Origin of the sequence: Arthrobacter dokdonellae (assembly GCF_003268655.1) — a bacterium.
Lineage (GTDB): Bacteria > Actinomycetota > Actinomycetes > Actinomycetales > Micrococcaceae > Specibacter > Specibacter dokdonellae.
The window spans coordinates 3,860,802-3,878,157 of sequence record NZ_CP029642.1 but is presented as its reverse complement, the minus strand read 5'-3'; the positions used below and the strand labels follow the sequence as shown (position 1 = coordinate 3,878,157).

The 17,356-nt window shown below is 65.0% G+C and carries 16 protein-coding genes; 14 read left to right on the top strand and 2 right to left on the bottom strand.

Features of this window, described 5'->3' with window-relative positions; all coding sequences use genetic code 11:
- Positions 1-64 precede the first annotated feature (64 nt).
- A complete protein-coding gene (locus DMB86_RS17280) occupies positions 65-442 on the bottom strand; it encodes a VOC family protein (RefSeq protein ID WP_113718875.1) in 378 nt (125 codons plus the stop codon).
- A gap of 117 nt (positions 443-559) precedes the next feature.
- On the opposite strand from DMB86_RS17280, the gene DMB86_RS17275 reads away from it, so the two are divergent.
- The 9 genes from DMB86_RS17275 to DMB86_RS17235 all read left to right on the top strand — a co-directional run bounded on the left by DMB86_RS17275 (position 560) and on the right by DMB86_RS17235 (position 12,727).
- Positions 560-1,093: a DinB family protein gene (locus tag DMB86_RS17275; protein ID WP_113718874.1), complete on the top strand. Its 534-nt coding sequence runs from the start codon at positions 560-562 to the stop codon at positions 1,091-1,093.
- A 216-nt stretch (positions 1,094-1,309) separates the two neighbouring features.
- Complete coding sequence (locus DMB86_RS17270) at positions 1,310-3,100, top strand: ABC transporter family substrate-binding protein (RefSeq protein WP_113718873.1); 1,791 nt, start codon at positions 1,310-1,312, stop codon at positions 3,098-3,100.
- Between the two features lie 309 nt (positions 3,101-3,409).
- Positions 3,410-5,326, top strand: coding sequence for a translational GTPase TypA (typA, locus tag DMB86_RS17265; protein ID WP_113718872.1), 1,917 nt, complete (start codon positions 3,410-3,412; stop codon positions 5,324-5,326).
- Positions 5,327-5,550: 224 nt separating this feature from the next.
- Positions 5,551-7,191 (top strand): peptide ABC transporter substrate-binding protein, encoded by a 1,641-nt coding sequence (locus DMB86_RS17260; RefSeq protein WP_113718871.1) that lies wholly within the window; start codon positions 5,551-5,553, stop codon positions 7,189-7,191.
- A 225-nt stretch (positions 7,192-7,416) separates the two neighbouring features.
- Positions 7,417-8,343 (top strand): ABC transporter permease, encoded by a 927-nt coding sequence (locus DMB86_RS17255; protein ID WP_113718870.1) that lies wholly within the window; start codon positions 7,417-7,419, stop codon positions 8,341-8,343.
- On the top strand, positions 8,336-9,349 hold the full coding sequence (locus tag DMB86_RS17250; RefSeq protein ID WP_113718869.1) for an ABC transporter permease: 1,014 nt from the start codon (positions 8,336-8,338) through the stop codon (positions 9,347-9,349). The genes DMB86_RS17255 and DMB86_RS17250 overlap by 8 nt, the downstream gene beginning before the upstream one ends.
- Before the next feature lie 5 nt (positions 9,350-9,354).
- Entirely contained in the window at positions 9,355-11,193 is a 1,839-nt protein-coding gene (locus DMB86_RS17245; RefSeq protein WP_113718868.1) for a dipeptide ABC transporter ATP-binding protein, read from the top strand.
- A 158-nt stretch (positions 11,194-11,351) separates the two neighbouring features.
- The gene (locus DMB86_RS17240) at positions 11,352-12,269 is read left to right on the top strand and encodes a PIG-L family deacetylase (protein ID WP_113718867.1); all 918 of its coding nucleotides are present in this window, start codon (positions 11,352-11,354) and stop codon (positions 12,267-12,269) included.
- 62 nt (positions 12,270-12,331) lie between these two features.
- On the top strand, positions 12,332-12,727 hold the full coding sequence (locus DMB86_RS17235; RefSeq protein ID WP_129545578.1) for a hypothetical protein: 396 nt from the start codon (positions 12,332-12,334) through the stop codon (positions 12,725-12,727).
- 126 nt (positions 12,728-12,853) lie between these two features.
- Here DMB86_RS17235 and DMB86_RS17230 read toward each other — a convergent pair whose 3' ends face one another.
- The gene (locus tag DMB86_RS17230) at positions 12,854-13,090 is read right to left on the bottom strand and encodes a putative acetyltransferase (RefSeq protein WP_227878461.1); all 237 of its coding nucleotides are present in this window, start codon (positions 13,088-13,090) and stop codon (positions 12,854-12,856) included.
- Between the two features lie 107 nt (positions 13,091-13,197).
- Between DMB86_RS17230 and fdxA the strand changes: the two genes are divergently transcribed.
- From fdxA to DMB86_RS17205, 5 genes are all read left to right on the top strand, one after another.
- Positions 13,198-13,521, top strand: a complete 324-nt coding sequence (gene fdxA / locus DMB86_RS17225; RefSeq protein WP_113718865.1) for a ferredoxin — start codon at positions 13,198-13,200, stop codon at positions 13,519-13,521.
- Positions 13,522-13,531: 10 nt separating this feature from the next.
- A complete protein-coding gene (gene dapC, locus DMB86_RS17220; RefSeq protein WP_113718864.1) occupies positions 13,532-14,701 on the top strand; it encodes a succinyldiaminopimelate transaminase in 1,170 nt (389 codons plus the stop codon).
- 243 nt (positions 14,702-14,944) lie between these two features.
- Positions 14,945-16,228: a citrate synthase gene (locus DMB86_RS17215; RefSeq protein WP_113718863.1), complete on the top strand. Its 1,284-nt coding sequence runs from the start codon at positions 14,945-14,947 to the stop codon at positions 16,226-16,228.
- Positions 16,229-16,376: 148 nt separating this feature from the next.
- Positions 16,377-16,559 carry a hypothetical protein gene (locus DMB86_RS17210; RefSeq protein ID WP_113718862.1) on the top strand — a complete coding sequence of 61 codons (183 nt, stop codon included), beginning with the start codon at positions 16,377-16,379 and terminating at the stop codon, positions 16,557-16,559.
- Positions 16,560-16,635: 76 nt separating this feature from the next.
- Entirely contained in the window at positions 16,636-17,259 is a 624-nt protein-coding gene (locus DMB86_RS17205; RefSeq protein ID WP_113718861.1) for a TetR/AcrR family transcriptional regulator, read from the top strand.
- The last annotated feature ends 97 nt before the right edge of the window (positions 17,260-17,356 follow it).

Here is a 17,356-nt window from a genome sequence, read left to right as displayed (position 1 = left end):
GCCAAGCGCTCCCTGGCTTCGCAGGCTCGGCCCGGGGCCCTCGCACTTGTGGGCGCAGCCCGCGCTATTCCGAGACCGGCACCGTCCGCAGCACGCAAAACTCGTTGCCCTCCGGGTCCGCCATGACCACCCAAGTCACCCCAGTGCCCTGGCCCACGTCAACACGCCGGGCCCCCAACGCTTCCAGTCGTGCCACCTCAGCCGCCTGGTCGTCCGGGCGCAGGTCGAGGTGCAGGCGGTTCTTGACTGCTTTGATTTCCGGCACGCGCAGGAAAAGGATGTCCGGGAGCACGCCCGCCTCCGGACTGCCCGCGGCCGGCTGCAGGCAAATTTCGTCCGGATCGTCATCGATGAGCCGCCAGCCGAGGGCTTCAGCCCAGAACTGCGCAGTCTCGACCGGCGTTGTCGAGTCAAAGGATATGTTTTCAATTCGGAAGCCCATGGGTAGATTCTGCCGCCAACCGCCCGAATGGGCCACCCGTCACCCCCCATCAAACGGATAAAACCGGTACCAATCCCCATCCCGCATCAGCCGCGAACAGTATGGAAGAGTCATTCCATGGAAACCGAAGAACGCACGCCCGAAGTCGCCGACACCCGCACCGGCCCACCGTTCCTGGCGGGGGAGCGGGAATCGCTGGAAGCCTGGCTGGAGTTCTACCGCGAAACATTGCCCGTCAAGATCGGCGGACTGACTGCCAGCCAGCTCTGCCGGGCATCAGTGCCGCCCTCCACCATGACCATCGCCGGCGTTGTCCGCCACCTGACCGATGTGGAACGCTACTGGTTCTCAAACATCGTCGCAGGCGCCACGCAGCCCGCCCGCTATAAGGCCGAGGACCCGGACGCGGACTTCAACGCCCACAGCCCGGAAACGGCCCTTGCCGACGTCGCGGCCTACTCGGAGGAGCTGGCCAGCGTCCGCGTCTTCGCGGCCCACGCGGTCGATCTCGACGCCGCGCTCCCCGGACTGCGGCACGGCCAGGAGCTGAACCTGCGCTGGGTGTATACGCACCTGATTGAGGAATATGCCCGGCATCTGGGCCACATCGACCTGCTGCGCGAATGCCTCGACGGCTCCACCGGCTACTGAGGACCACCTCTCGCTGAGCCGACCGGCTGCTGAAGCCACGGAATAGCAGAACACGACGCCGGGCCCCGCGCTGCGCTCCAAACGCACCGACCAGCCGGGCGCCCGCCCGTCCTGCCCCGTGACCTGCGGTAGTCTTTCAGACAGGCTGGCACCCGCCGCGGCATGCAGCCGGCGGCCCGGGAAGCCGACAACAGAGGCAAAGAAACTGGAGGTGGAATGCGGGCCGGACGCATTTCCAAGGCATTCACCCTGGCGGCTGCCGCAGTACTGGCATTGGGCGCCTGCACGGGGACACCGCCCGCCCCCAAGGAATCGACGGCGACGGCCACCACTTCGCAGGGCGGCAACATCACCGTCCTCGAGCCGGCACCGTTCACGTCGTTCAATGCCGCCAGCACCACCGGCCAGGGCGGCACGAACACGCGCATCGACTATGCGACGCACTCCGGCTTCAACTACGTGGACAGCGATCTCAAACTGGTCATGAACGACAAGTTCGGCAAGTATGAAAAGATTTCGGACAAGCCGCTGACCATCAAATACACCATCAACAGCGGCGTCCAATGGTCCGACGGCGCCCCCGTCACGGCCGCCGATCTCTTCCTTCAGTGGGCCGCCGCCTCGGGCTACTACAACGACGCCACCTTGGACCCCGCCTTCAAGGTGGTCAAAGGCAGCGCCTACTTCAACTACGGCGGGGACACCACCGGGCTGTCCCAAACGTCCATGCCGGTCATTGGCGACAACGGCAGTTCGCTGACGCTTAGTTACACGAAGCCGTACTCCGACTGGGAAACGGCCCTGGGCTCCACCGTGAGCATTCCGGCGCACATTGTGGCCGTCCGCGCTGGCCTCAAGGACGCCGACGCCTTGGTTTCGCTGTTGCAGGGCATCCCCAAGGGCGACCCCTCCGCTCCGGTCAAGCCGAATCCGGAACTCCGCAAGGTGGCTAATTTTTGGAACACCGGCTTTGACACGAAGTCCATGCCGGATCCCTCCCTTGCGTTGTCCAACGGCCCGTACCTGGTCAAGGGCATCACCGCCGGCAAGGAACTGGTGCTCACCCGCAACGTCGACTACAACTGGGGGACGGTCCCCACCCTGGACACCATCACGGTCCACTACAATTCCAAGGCGGACGCGCAGATCGCGGCCCTGAAGGCCAAGTCAGCCGACGTCGCCTCGCCAACCCTGACCGCGGACAACCTGGCGGCGCTGGCCGAGGTAAAGTCCGACGGCGTCCAGACCCAGGTGGGCAACACCCTTGGCTTCGACCAGGCCGTGCTCAACTTCAAGGGCGTTCTTGCCAAGCCTGACCTGCGCACTGCCTTCCTGAATACGGTGCCCCGCCAGGACATCGTTGACCAGGTGGCCAAGCCTCTCAACCCGGACGCGACCGTGCTTGACTCGTTTGTGTTCCGCGCCGTCCAGACCCCGTACAAGGAATCGACCAGCAGCAACGGCAGCGCCGGCTTCGCCGCGGCGGACATCGACGCCGCCAAGAAACTGCTGGCAGGAGCCACGCCCACCGTCAGGATCCTGTACAACAAGGACGATCCCGTCCGGGCGGCGGAGTTTGACCTGATTTCGGCCTCGGCCCGGATGGCGGGGTTCACGGTCACGGACGCCGGCAAGGGCTCCGCCCAGTGGCTTCAGGCGCTCAAGGACGGCGCGTTTGACGTCGCCCTGTACGGCTGGACGAGCAACCCGACTGGTTCCGTCCAGGTTCCCCAGGTGTTCCGCACCGGGGCGCCGTCCAACCTGAACAACTTCTCCAACACGGTGGTGGACCAGCTGACCGAGCAGCTGGCAGGGGAACCCGACGATGCCAAGCAAAACGCGCTGAAGATGCAGATCGACAAGCTCGTCTTCGGCGCCGGCTACGGGCTGCCCCTGTTCCAGCGCAGCGCTGCTGCCGCCTACGGCCCGCACGTGTCGGGCGTGCAGTATTCGCCGGTGCCGGTCGGGGTGTGGTGGAACGTCTGGGACTGGAAGTACGTCAAGTAGGACCGGCCCGGCCTGTCCAACAGCAGCGGGGGCGCTGCCCGTGGAGGACGACGCCGGGAGGTGAGCTTTGTCACGGAACGCACGTGCCGTCGTCGTACTTTTTGGGTAGAAAACGCGCCCTTCGTGCGGAAACTGGCGGGCGGGGTGTGCGAAAACATGGCCGGGGTGCGATAAGGTGGCTAGGCCGTATTTGGCACTGCGTCTAGAATGGTGTTATCTGCCGACCAATCGCGGCCAAACATATAAGTGACTTTCTGCCGTCGCCCTTTCGGGCCTGCAGCCGGGCCCAACTGAAACGAGTCTTCACGCATGAGCGATACTTCCCTCAACACTGCCTCGCGCAATGACCTGCGCAACGTCGCCATTGTGGCGCACGTTGACCATGGCAAGACCACCTTGGTCGACGCCATGCTCAAGCAGACGCACTCATTTGCCGAACATAGCAATGTTGCCGAACGCGCCATGGATACCGGAGACCTGGAGCGCGAAAAGGGCATCACCATTTTGGCCAAGAACACCACGGTGGCCTACAACGGACCCTCCGCTGACGGCCAGGTCATGACCATCAACGTCATCGACACCCCCGGCCACGCCGACTTCGGTGGCGAGGTGGAGCGCGGGCTGTCCATGGTGGACGGCGTAGTGCTCCTCGTCGACGCCTCCGAAGGCCCGCTGCCGCAGACCCGCTTTGTGCTGCGCAAGGCACTGGCCGCCAAGCTGCCCGTGATCCTGCTGGTCAACAAGACCGACCGCCCCGACGCCCGCATCGACGAGGTCGTGGCCGAGTCCATGGACCTGCTGCTGGGCCTGGCATCCGACTTGGCCGACGAGGTCCCCGACCTGGACCTCGACGCCGTCTTGAACGTCCCTGTTGTTTATGCCTCCGGCAAGCTGGGCCGCGCTTCCCTAAAGCAGCCCGAAAATGGTACTGCTCCGGACAACGAAGACCTCGAGCCGCTGTTCAAGACCATCGTCGACCACATCCCGGCCCCCCGCTACAACCCCGAGGGTGTCCTGCAGGCCCACGTGACCAACCTTGACGCCTCCCCGTTCCTGGGCCGCCTGGCGCTGCTGCGCATCTTCAACGGCACCCTGCGCAAAGGCCAGACCGTTGCCTGGTACCGCCACGACGGAACCATCAAAGCGGTTAAAATCACCGAACTTCTGGCCACCCAGGCACTGACGCGTGTTCCGACCGAATCCGCAGGCCCCGGTGAGATCGTCGCCGTTGCCGGCATCGAGGAAATCACCATTGGTGAGACGCTGACAGACATCGACGATCCCCAGCCGCTGCCGCTGATCACCGTTGACCCGCCGGCCATCTCCATGACCATCGGTATCAACACCTCCCCGATCGCCGGCCGCGTCAAGGGCCACAAGGTCACCGCACGCCAGGTCAAGGACCGCCTTGACAAGGAACTGGTGGGCAACGTTTCGCTGAAGGTCCTCCCCACCGAGCGTCCCGACGCCTGGGAAGTCCAGGGCCGTGGCGAGCTGGCACTGGCCATCCTCGTGGAGCAGATGCGCCGCGAAGGCTTTGAGCTGACCGTGGGCAAGCCCCAGGTTGTGACCCAGCTGGTTGACGGCAAGGTGCACGAGCCGATGGAACACATGACCATCGACGTGCCCGAGGAGTACCTCGGCTCCGTCACGCAGCTGATGGCAGCACGCAAGGGCCGCATGGTCAACATGGCCAACCACGGCACCGGCTGGTGCCGCATGGAATTCATCGTTCCTGCCCGCGGCCTGATCGGCTTCCGCACCCGGTTCCTGACCGACACCCGCGGTGCAGGTATTGCTTCCTCCATCGCTGAAGGTTACGAGCCGTGGGCCGGCCCCATCGAGTACCGCAACAACGGTTCGATCGTGGCTGACCGCGCCGGTGTGGTGACCCCGTTCGCCATGATCAAGCTCCAGGAACGCATGACCTTCTTCGTGCAGCCCACCTCCGAGGTCTACGAAGGCATGATCGTTGGCGAGAACTCCCGCGCCGACGACATGGACGTGAACATCACGAAGGAAAAGCAGCTCACCAACATGCGTGCAGCTTCCTCGGACACCTTCGAAAACATGACCCCGCCGCGCAGCTTGACTCTGGAAGAGTCGCTCGAATTCGCTCGCGAAGACGAGTGCGTCGAGGTGACCCCGGAGTCCGTGCGCATCCGCAAGCTCATCCTGAACGCCGGTGACCGTGCGAAGGCCTTCCGCAGCCGCGCCAAGGTCTGACGTAACGGCCCGAAATGGCAGCCCGCTCCCTCTGCGAGGGTGCGGGCTGCCGCGTTTAAGGTTTCATCTCGATAAAGATCTGGGCAGGATGTGTTCCGGATTACTTGGTGGTAACCATTTCCGGGTAGCCTTGACCGGTATGAGTTGGGACACGTCCAAGTTCAACGATGAACACGCAGTGGGTGCGTTTCGGCTCGAATCCATTTCATAACCAAGGAGGCGGAATGCGTTTCTCGCGCACTTCCAAAGCACTGGGCGTGGCAGCCGTACTGGCCATGTCCCTTACAGCATGCGGCGGCTCGACGGGTGGCGGCAACTCCGGCACCGCGGGCGGCAATACCAGCAAGGCCATCACCGCCAACGGTACCGAGCCCCAAAATGGCCTGCTGCCGGCGAACACCAATGAAGTTGGTGGCGGCCGGGTCATGGACCTCATTTTCGCTGGTTTGGTCAGCTACGACGTGACCGGCAAGACCGTCAATGAACTGGCTGATTCCATCACCACCAAGGACTCCCAGAACTACACCATCAAGATCAAGTCCGGTCAAACCTTCAGTGATGGCACCCCCATCACGGCGAAGAACTTCGTCGATGCTTGGAACTTCGGTGCGGCGGCCAAGAATGCACAGCTGAACAGCTACTTCTTCGCTCCTATCAAGGGTTACGCACAGGTCCAGGACCCAAAGTCTAAGGTGGACACAATGTCCGGACTGAAGGTTGTGGACGACACCACCTTCACCGTGGAACTGTCCGCGCCGGAGTCCGATTTCCCGCTGGCGCTCGGATACACGGCGTTCTACCCGCTGCCCGAGTCTGCTTACAAGGACACGAAGGCCTTTGGCGAGAACCCGATTGGCGACGGCCCGTACATGCTGGCGCCGGGGGGATGGAAGCACAATGTGTCCGTCACCTTGATCCCGAATCCGAAGTACAAGGGGCCTAACAAGCCAAAGAACGGCGGCGTGACGTTCAAGCTGTACAACAGCACGGACGCCGCCTACACGGACGTGCAGTCCGACAACCTTGACGTTTTGGACCAGGTGCCGCCGAGCGGCCTGCAGAACTTCAAGACGGACTTCGCGGGCCGCTTCGTGAACCAGGCCTATGCCGGCAACGCCACGATGACGATTCCGAGCTACCTGCCCGAGTTCAAGGGCGAGGCCGGCCAGATGCGCCGCCAGGCGATCTCCATGTCAATTGACCGCCAGCAGATCATTGACAAGATCTTCTATGGCAACAAAAAGGTTGCCACGGAATTCACCTCACCCGTCCTGGACGGCTACGACGCGAACCTGCCCGGCAGCGACGTGCTCAAGTACAACCCGACGAAGGCCAAGGAACTCTGGGCAGCGGCTGACAAGATCAGCCCGTGGCCGGCCGGCAAGGTCTTCACCATCACCTCCAACATTGATGGCGCCGGGAACAAGGAATACATCACGGCCATGGCCAACCAGATTGCCACCACCCTGGGAATCAAGGCCCAGCTGAACCCGATCGCCACGTTCAAGCAGATGCGTGATCTGGTCAACAAGAAGGCGCTCACCGGTGCTTCCCGCGCCGGCTGGCAGGCCGACTACCCGTCGCTGCAAGACTTCCTCGGCCCGTTGTACGGCACGGGGGCCGGTTCCAATGACGGCAACTACTCCAGCGCTGCCTTCGACGCCAAGCTGAAGGAAGGTTTGGCGGCCAAGACCGTTGAAGATGGTAACAAGATCTTCAACCAGGCTCAGGAGATCCTGTTGAAGGACCTGCCGGTCATCCCGCTGTGGTACCAGGCTGTCCAGGGCGTATGGAGCAATAACGTCAGCAATGTGAAGTTTGGCTGGAACGGCGTTCCGCTGTACTACGACATCACCGCCAAGTAATATCTGCCGCTGAGCAGCAGTCGCAGCACAGCGGCATAATGGAGTGAGGGGATCTGGACTTCGTGCCGGGTCCCCTCCCTGTTGTCTAAATCACACAACTTTATGGTACTTTCCGTACTGGCGCTAAAATGGCGATCCCATGTGTTGTCCAGTACAGTCCACTATTTGAACAGGTAATTTCATGAACGATTTGCCATCAGGAACACCGGGGGAGGCGACGCAGTAATGGTCATGTTTACGTTCCGCCGCTTCCTGCAGCTAATTCCCGTCTTTTTTGGGGCCACGCTGCTGGTGTATTTCCTTGTCTTTGCAACTCCTGGCGACCCCATTGCGGCCCTCTCCGGAGGCAAGCCGATGGCCCCGGCCGTCGAAGCAGCCCTCCGGGCCCAATATAATCTGGACCAACCCTTCTGGGTCCAGTACGGCCTGTATCTGAAGAACCTCGTGACGCTCAATCTCGGTCAGACGTTTTCCGGTCAGGCAGTGTCCGACGTCATCGGCCGCGCCTACCCCGTCACGGCCCGTTTGGCCGTCATGGCGTTGGCCTTTGAAGGCATCCTTGGTGTTTTCTTCGGCGTGATCGCCGGGCTCCGCAAGGGCAAGCTTTTTGACAGCACCGTCCTGGTGGCATCCCTCGTTGTCATCGCCGTCCCGACTTTCGTCCTGGGCTTCGTGCTCCAGCTCGTAGTGGGCGTCCAGCTCGGCTGGGCCAAGCCCACAGTCAGCGGAACGGCACCTTGGAACCAGTTGGTCCTGCCCGCCCTCGTGCTGGGGCTCGTATCCCTGGCCTACGTCATCAGGCTCACACGTGCTTCCATCAGCGAGAACATGAACGCCGACTACGTTCGCACGGCAACGGCCAAGGGTCTGAGCCGGCGACGGGTGGTGCTGGTCCACATTCTGCGCAACTCACTGATCCCCGTGGTGACCTTCCTCGGTGCAGACCTGGGTGGCCTCATGGGTGGTGCCATTGTCACTGAGGGCATCTTCAACGTCCCCGGCATTGGCAACCTGCTCTACAAGGCAATTTTGAATGGGGAAACCCCCACGGTCGTAGCGGTGGTAGGCATCCTGGTCATCGTGTTTGTGGTGGCCAACCTTGCTGTTGACCTCCTGTACGCCTGGCTCGACCCAAGGATTCGCTATGTCTGAGAAACTGACCCCTGAAACTGACCTGACCAAGCCGGTGATCCCGGCTGCCCGTCAGGGCAAGACGTCCAGCCGCGTCATTGAACACTTTGTGGCCCCGCTGGAAGATACTCCACTGGCGGCGATAGACAACGTTAATGAAACCGCAGCGCCACTGAGCCTGTGGGCCGAAGCGTGGCGAAATCTGCGCAAGCAGCCGCTCTTTATCATTTCGGCGCTGCTGATCCTGCTGGTTCTGGTGGTGGCCATCTTCCCGCACCTCTTCGCCAGTGTCGACCCCACCAGCTGTACCTTGAACAACTCAGCCGAGGGGCCGCGTGCCGGCCACCCGATGGGCTTCACACTGCAGGGTTGTGACGTGTATTCACGCATGATCTACGGCACGCGTGCCTCGCTCATGGTTGGCGTTTTCACGACCATTGGCGTGCTGATCATTGGCGGCATCATGGGTGCGCTGGCCGGCTACTACGGTGGCTGGCTTGACGTCCTCCTGGCCCGTCTGGCGGACATCTTCTTCGCCCTGCCGCTGATCCTCGGGGCCATCGTCATGATGCAGCTTCCCGCATTCCGCGACAACCGCAGCGTGTGGACGGTAGTCCTAGTGCTGGTGATCTTCGGCTGGCCCCAAATTGCCCGCATCACCCGGGGTGCGGTGATTGAAAACCGCAACGCAGACTTCGTCACCGCCTCCAAGGCCCTAGGGCTGTCACGCTTCAACGCGCTGGTGCGCCACGTCGTCCCCAACTCGCTGGCGCCCATCATCGTGGTCGCGAGCATCTCGCTCGGAACGTTCATTGTTGCCGAGGCAACATTGTCGTTTCTGGGCATCGGCCTGCCGGACACCATCATGTCCTGGGGTAATGATATTGCGGCGGCCCAGCCGCAGGTACGTAACAACCCAGCCGTGCTGCTATGGCCCGCCGTGGCGCTGTCCATCACGGTCCTGAGCTTCATCATGCTGGGCGACGCCCTGCGCGATGCGCTCGACCCCAAAGCAAGGAAGCGGTGAGGGCCATGTCCAACCATGCAAGTGACAGAACTGCGAAGCCCGATGCTGGGACGGCGGACGACGCGCCATTGCTGGAAATCCGCGACCTCGCGATCACCTTCGAGACCTCCAACGGTCCGGTCAAGGCGGTGCGCAACGCGCACCTGTCCATCATGCCCGGCGAGACCGTGGCCATTGTGGGGGAGTCCGGTTCGGGCAAGTCCACCACGGCGCTGGCTGCCATCGGCCTGCTCCCGTCCAATGGGCGGGTCAGCGGTGGCCAGATCCTCTTTGACGGCGAGGACATCGCCAAGGCCAGCCAAAAGCGGATCATCGAGCTCCGTGGAAATTCCATCGGCATGGTCCCCCAGGACCCGATGTCTAACCTGAACCCCGTGTGGAAGATCGGCTTCCAGGTCAGGGAGACCCTCAAGGCCAACGGCCTGGACGGTGCCAATTCCAAGGATCGCGTCGCCGAGGTGCTCGCCGAGGCCGGCCTCCCGGATGCCGCCAACCGTGCCAAGCAGTACCCGCACGAGTTCTCTGGGGGCATGCGCCAGCGCGCGCTGATTGCCATCGGCCTCGCCTGCCGCCCGCGCCTGCTCATCGCCGACGAGCCCACGTCGGCCCTGGACGTGACGGTGCAGCGGCAGATCCTGGACCACCTGGACCGGATGACCAGCGAACTGGGCACCGCCGTGCTGCTGATCACCCACGACCTCGGCCTGGCCGCCGAGCGCGCCGAAAAGCTGGTCGTCATGTACAAGGGGCAGGTGGTTGAATCAGGGCCCGCGTTGGAGATCCTGCGCAACCCCCAACACCCGTACACGCAGCGCCTGGTCAACTCGGCTCCGTCGCTGGCCTCCCGCCGGCTGCAGTCGCAAAAGGCGAAGGACGCGCTGGCCGCGGCGGTCGCCGACCTCGACACGCCCCTGGACGACGAAAACGACCCGTCGCATGTCGGCAAGGCCCCCACGGAGGCCGGGCGCCCGCCGTCGTCCGTCCCGGCGTCCGCACGGCCGGTCAGGGCGGCACAGCCCGCCAAGGCCGGGGAACGCCAGGGCGCGCAGGCCGGCGAGACCATTCTGGAGGTCAAGAACCTCACCCGTGTGTTCAAGCTCCGCGGCGCCCTCGGGAAGTCCACGGACTTCAAGGCGGTGGACGATGTGTCGTTCAGCGTCCCGCGCGGTACCACCATGGCGATTGTGGGCGAGTCCGGGTCCGGCAAGTCCACGGTGGCGCAAATGGCCCTGAGCCTGCTGGCACCCACGGAGGGAAGCATCCTGTTCGACGGGGTGGAGGTGAACTCGCTGAAGGGGAAGGCGCTCTTTGACTTCCGCCGCCGCGTGCAGCCGATCTTCCAGGACCCGTACGGATCCCTGGACCCGATGTTCAACATCTTCCGGACCATCGAGGAGCCGCTAAAGATCCACAAGATCGGCAATGCGAAGTCGCGGGAGAAGAAGGTCCGTGAGTTGTTGGACCAGGTGTCCATGCCTGCCACCACCATGCACCGCTTCCCGAACGAGCTCTCCGGCGGCCAGCGCCAGCGCATTGCCATCGCGCGTGCACTGGCGTTGAACCCGGACGTGATCATTTGTGACGAGGCCGTGTCCGCGCTGGACGTGCTGGTGCAGGCGCAGGTGCTGAACCTGCTCAATGAACTGCAGGAGGACCTGGGCCTGACGTACCTGTTCATCACGCACGACCTCGCGGTGGTCCGCCAGATCGCCGACCATGTCACCGTCATGCAGAAGGGCCGCGTCGTGGAGGCCTCCTCCACGGACGAGGTCTTCAGCAACCCCAAGCAGGTCTACACGCAGGAACTGCTCAACGCGATTCCGGGGGCAACGCTCCTGGTTTAGCGCCACCCGTACCGCCGGCCGGTGCGCCCCCCTGCCGGGGCGTGCCGGCCGTCGGCGTTCGCGGAGCACGGCGTCTTGGCACCTGGCGGCGCGGCACCAGGCGGCGGTGGGGCCCTTTCTCTGTGGGGACCGGGAGGCATGCGGGTAGATTGGATGCCATGGAGACCCCCACGCTGCTGCCCGGCGTCGGCCCTGGCGCCACGCTGCTTTTCATCCATGCCCACCCCGACGACGAAACCCTCGTCACCGGGGCCACCATGGCTGCCTATGCCGGCGCCGGAGCCCGCGTGGTGCTGCTCACCTGCACGCGCGGGGAACTGGGCGAGGTCATCCCGCCGGAGCTCGGCCACCTTGAAGTGGGGCGGACGCTGCGCCTTCCCGTTGAGACGTCCACGAACGACGGCGGAGCCGAGTCGGATACGACGACGGCCGACGGCGCGACGCCCGCGGACGGGGCCGGTCTGGCGCGTGAGCGCGAGCGCGAGCTGGCAGCAGCCCTCGATGCGCTGGGCGTCCGAGAGCACCTGTGGCTGGGCCAGGGTGTCACGGCGCCAGCCACGGGTCCGGTGGTGTTCCGTGATTCCGGCATGCGGTGGGGTGCGGACGGCCGCGCCACCGCTGCGTCGACGGTTCTGGAAGGCTCCCTGTCCCGCGGTCCCCTCGCCGGACAGGCCGCGCTGGCCGCCGCGGCCATCCGCTCCCTGCGGCCGGACGCCGTGGTGACATACGCGGCCGACGGCGGCTACGGCCATCCGGACCACGTCCGCACCCACGAGTTGGCCATGGCCGCGCTGGAGCTGGCCGCGCGCGGTGACGGGGACGCTCGCGGCTGGTCCGTCCCCCGCGTCTTCGCCATTGTCAGCGACCGGCCGGAGCGGCCTTTGGAAACCGACGTGCCGCGCATCGCCGTCGCAGGCGACAAGGGCGCCAAGACCGCGGCGATGCGCGCGCACCGCACGCAGGTGGTGGTGGATGGGGAACGTTTCGCCCTGTCCGACGGCATCTGGCGGGACATTTCGGGCGTGGAGGAATTTGTCGATGTGACGCCGACGGCCTCCGGTTCCGGGGCCGGGTGAGCGGCTCCGCAGGGTCCGGGCGTCCACCGCGTCCACCAGAGGGCGGACCGGCGGGACCGGTGGTGCCGCCGGATGACGGCCCGCTGCCGCCGCCGCGCCGCTGGGCGGTGGTGGCCGCAGCCATCGGCGCGGGCATCGGCACGGGGCTGTTGGGAACGTCGCTGCATGGCCACGCCCTGTACTCCGGCGCGGTGACTGTCCCGCTGGGTGCGGTGGCCGCACTGGTGATGCTGGCCGCCGTCGAACTTTTTGTGGGGCTGTGGAGCAGGAATTCATGGACGGTGGTGCTCTGCGGCGCGGCCGCCTACGTGTGCGCCGGCCTGCTGTCCATGCAGCGCGGAGCCTTCGGCATGATTTCCGCGAACATCCAAGGGACCGTCTGGCTCTACGGGATCGCCCTCGTCACGCCCCTTGCTGCCTGGCTGTCGGGGACCATCCTGCGCAGGGACCGTCGATAGTACGGATACGGTGGGTCGAGACGCCGCCGTAGCCGCCGACAGTACGGATATGGTGGGTCGAGACGCCGGCAGGTCGCCTGACGTGTACTGTGGGCGCCCGGGTTACGGCGGGTTCCGTCACCGGTCCTACGCCTGCGGGACAGGGCGCTCGCGGCGTGGGGGAGGCGGGGGGACAGGTTTGGCCAGCCGGACGTCGTCGTACGCGATGGCGACTTCACCGGTACGGGTCGCCACCGTCACGCCCGCAGCGCCACGGGCCGTGAGCTGTCCGAGCGCGTCGGTGGTGCCGCCGTCGATCCTGTAACGGACCACCACACGGGTGCCCAGCGGCAGGGCGGAGAGGACTTCCAAGGCACGGTTCACGTCTTCATACTAAGTCTCGCCGGGATGCGGGCCGGGGTACCGTGGGGGATAATGAATGTACCCCGGCCTCCAGCCGGCGGTTCAGTCTTTGTGAGAAAGGTCGGGACGTGACGTATGTAATTGCGCAGCCGTGCGTGGATGTCAAGGACAAGGCATGCGTGGAGGAGTGCCCTGTTGACTGTATCTACGAAGGTGAACGCTCGCTCTACATCCACCCCGACGAATGCGTTGACTGCGGAGCCTGTGAACCGGTATGCCCCGTGGAGGCGATCTACTACGAGGACGACACCCCAGAAGAGTGGGCCGAATACTACAAGGCCAATGTTGAGTTTTTTGACGTGCTCGGCTCCCCGGGAGGCGCGGCCAAGATCGGCAACACGCACACCGACCACCCGCTGATCGCCGCGCTTCCGCCGCAAAACCAGGGCTGACGCGCGCCCGATGACCCAGGCAACGACCCCCGCACCGCAGCGTCCCGCCCGCCAGGGACTTCAGCTTCCGGATTACCCGTGGGACTCCATGGCCCCTTACCTGGCCACGGCGGCCAGGCACCCCGACGGGATTGTGAACCTGTCCATCGGCACGCCCGTGGACCCCACGCCCGTCCTGATCCAGGATGCGCTGAAGGCCGCGTCGGACGCACCCGGGTATCCCACGACCCACGGGACCCCGGCGCTGCGCCAGGCGATCGTGGACTGGTTCGCGCGCCGCCGCAACGTGCCTGGCCTGAATCCGAACGACGTCATGCCCACGGTGGGTTCGAAGGAACTGGTGGCGTGGCTGCCGCTGCTGCTGGGCCTGGGGAAGGACGACGTCGTGGTCCGCCCCACCGTGGCGTACCCCACCTACGACATGGGCGCCGTCTTCGCCGGCGCCACGGCCGTTGCCGCCGACTCCCTGGACGAGCTCGACGCGGAAACCCGGGCCCGCGTGCGCCTGGTCTGGGTCAATTCCCCCGGAAACCCCACCGGCATGGTCCGCTCCGTGGACTCCCTGAGCGAGATCGTGGCGCAGGCCCGCGAGGTGGGCGCGGTGGTGGCTTCCGACGAATGCTACGGGGAGCTGGGCTGGGGCGCGTGGGACCCGGAAAACGGCGGCGAACCCGTCCCCAGCGTTCTGGACCCCCGCGTCACGGGCGGCAGCAACGACGGCCTGCTGGCCGTGTACTCGCTGAGCAAGCAGTCCAATGTTGCCGGCTACCGCGCCGCCTTTGTGGCGGGGGACGCGGCCATCATGGCGAACCTGGTCAACAGCCGCAAGCACGCCGGCATGATTGTGCCGTTCCCCGTCCAGGAAGCCATGCGCGCCGCCCTGGCGGACGACGCCCACGTCAGCGCGCAAAAGGCCCTGTACCGCGGGCGCCGCGAGCAGCTCGCCGGTGCGCTGGAGACCTTCGGCCTGGCCATCCACCACTCCGAGGCCGGCCTGTACCTGTGGTGCACGGCGCGGGAGGACACGTGGTCCACCATCGGCCGGCTCGCCGAGCTTGGCATAGTGGTCGGCGCTGGCACGTTTTACGGGGAGGCCGGGCACGGCTTCATCCGCGTGGCCCTGACCGGGACGGATGAACGCATGGCCGCCGCCGTGGCGCGGCTTGGCGCAAATTCGTGACGTTTTGGCCGTGTGGAGGCCCCAAAAACGGCCGCGGATTAGTGCTGGACGGCACCTAAGCGGTAGTTTCGTACATAGACGTCTATGCCACCGTGCACCGTTGCGCCGAATTCCGGCCGCTGCCCGTCAGCGGCTTCAAGGGCAGTGCAGCCGGGTCCCGCGGTGCGCGGTGAACCCCGCGGGCGGAACAGTTGCATAGATCTGACCAAAGCCTTTCGCAGGCTACCTCATGAAGGGGACTCCATGTCTGATTCCACGAGCGCCACGCTGCGCTACGACGGCGGAGAGCTCGAGCTTCCGCGGATTGCTGCCGTAGAGGGCAACGCCGGCTACGACGTGTCCAAGCTGCTGGCGAGCACCGGCGCGGTCACCTACGACCCCGGTTTCGTGAACACGGCCGCCACTTCCTCCGCCATCACCTACATCGACGGCGACCAAGGCATCCTGCGCTACCGCGGGTACCCCATCGAGGAACTGGCACAGCACTCCAGCTTCCTGGAAGTGTCCTACCTGCTGATTTACGGGAACCTGCCTTCCCCTTCGGAGCTTGAGAAGTTTGATTCGCGGATCCGCCGCCACACCATGCTGCATGAGGACCTCAAGGGCTTCTTCGGCGGCTTCCCGCGCGACGCCCACCCCATGCCGGTGCTCTCATCCGCGGTATCAGCGCTGTCCACGTTCTACCAGGACTCGCTGGACCCGTTTGACGACGAGCAGGTGGAGATGGCCACCATCCGCCTCATGGCCAAGATGCCCGTCATTGCCGCCTACGCCCATAAGAAGTCCATCGGCCAGCCCATGCTGTACCCGGACAACTCCATGGGCCTGGTGGAGAACTTCCTGCGCCTGAGCTTTGGCCTGCCGGCCGAACCGTACGAAATGGACCCGGTGGTGGTCAAGGCCCTGGACCTGCTCCTGATCCTGCACGCCGACCACGAGCAGAACTGCTCCACGTCCACCGTCCGTCTGGTGGGCAGCGCGAACGCCAACATGTTCGCCTCCGTCTCCGCCGGCATCAACGCCCTGTTCGGCCCGCTGCACGGCGGCGCCAACGAAGCCGTGCTGAACATGCTGCGGGCAATCCAGGCCAGCGGCGAGCCGGTGGAGAAGTTCGTTGAACGCGTGAAGAACAAGGAAGCCGGCGTCAAGCTCATGGGCTTCGGGCACCGCGTCTACAAGAACTACGATCCCCGCGCCAAGATCGTCAAGGAGACGGCCCACGAGATCCTGGCCAAGCTCGGCGGAAACGACGAGCTCCTGGATATCGCCATGCGCCTGGAGGAGGTGGCGCTGACCGACGAGTACTTCATCTCCCGCAAGCTCTACCCCAACGTCGACTTCTACACCGGCCTGATCTACAAGGCCATGGGCTTCCCCGAAAAGATGTTCACGGTGCTCTTCGCCATCGGCCGCCTGCCCGGCTGGATCGCGCAGTGGCGTGAAATGATGAAGGACCCGCAGACCAAGATCGGCCGCCCGCGCCAGCTGTACACGGGTGCGCCCGAGCGCATGTACCCCTCGCGCTGACCCCCGTGCTCGAGGTTGGGGCCGCGTAGCGAGACCCAAGTACGACGGCGGCGGGCGGCTTCCCATCCGGGAGCCACCCGCCGCCGTCGTGCACGCCCGGCATGTCCACATAGCTGCTGCGCACCGATGCCGCCAACAGGAGAAAAGAATGTTGAAAATGATTGGCCAGGCTTCCGCGCTGGCGCTGGGCCTGGTCACCGTGGTGCTGGGCGTCGTTGCCGTCGCCGGGCACCCGGAGTTGTGGCCGTTCACCATCGTAGCGGCCGTCCTCACCCTCGTGCTGGTGGCTCTGGTGCTGATCGAAAAGCGGCGGACATCCGCCGGGAAGTAGCGGATCCCACACGGCTGTGCTTCGATTTGCGCGTGCCGGGGATCGACTAATGGGACATCTGTGCTAAAAAAGACGTGTGCCGAAAATTGTCAATGCGGATGACCGCCGCGAACTGGTCGCCGACGCCGTCTTCAATGTGATTAACCGCCAGGGGATGGCGCAGGCGTCCCTGCGCAACGTCGCCGAACGGGCCGGACTGGCGCTGGGCTCCGTGCGCCACTATTTTGCGAACCAGGCTGAACTCATGGAGTTTGCCTTCCGCGTCAATTCCGAGCGCATCCATTTGCGGGCGCTTGACCGCTTGGAGGACCTGGAACGGTTTGCTCTGCCGCGGGACGCGGAGGCACTGGTGGAAAAGTGCGCCGTGGTGCTCGAGGAACTGCTGCCCCTGGATGCGGAGTCAGCCGCCTGTGCCGTGGTCCGGGTGGAATTCATGCTCGCCGCCCGCACCGACGCCGGCTTGCAGGACGCCGCGCAGGACGACTACCGGGCCACCGGCGCCGTGGTGGGACGCGTCGTCATGCAACTGCTGGAAAGTGCGCTGATGGCCGGCTCACCCGAGCCGGTCGACGAGGCCGAGCGGCTGATTGCCGTGCTGGACGGACTGGCCCTGCGCATGGTGCTGCAGCCGGGCTGGTCCGGGCCGGAGCAGGGCCGGGCCACGCTGCGCCGTCACCTCCGCTCCCTGCTGGCACCCTGACGGTGCAGGTCTGCGCTCCGCGCCGCCGCCCGCCGGGCTGTGGCTTGGTCTCCTGCGGGAAACTGCCCCTGCCGTTGAATCACCGCAAAGGGTACTC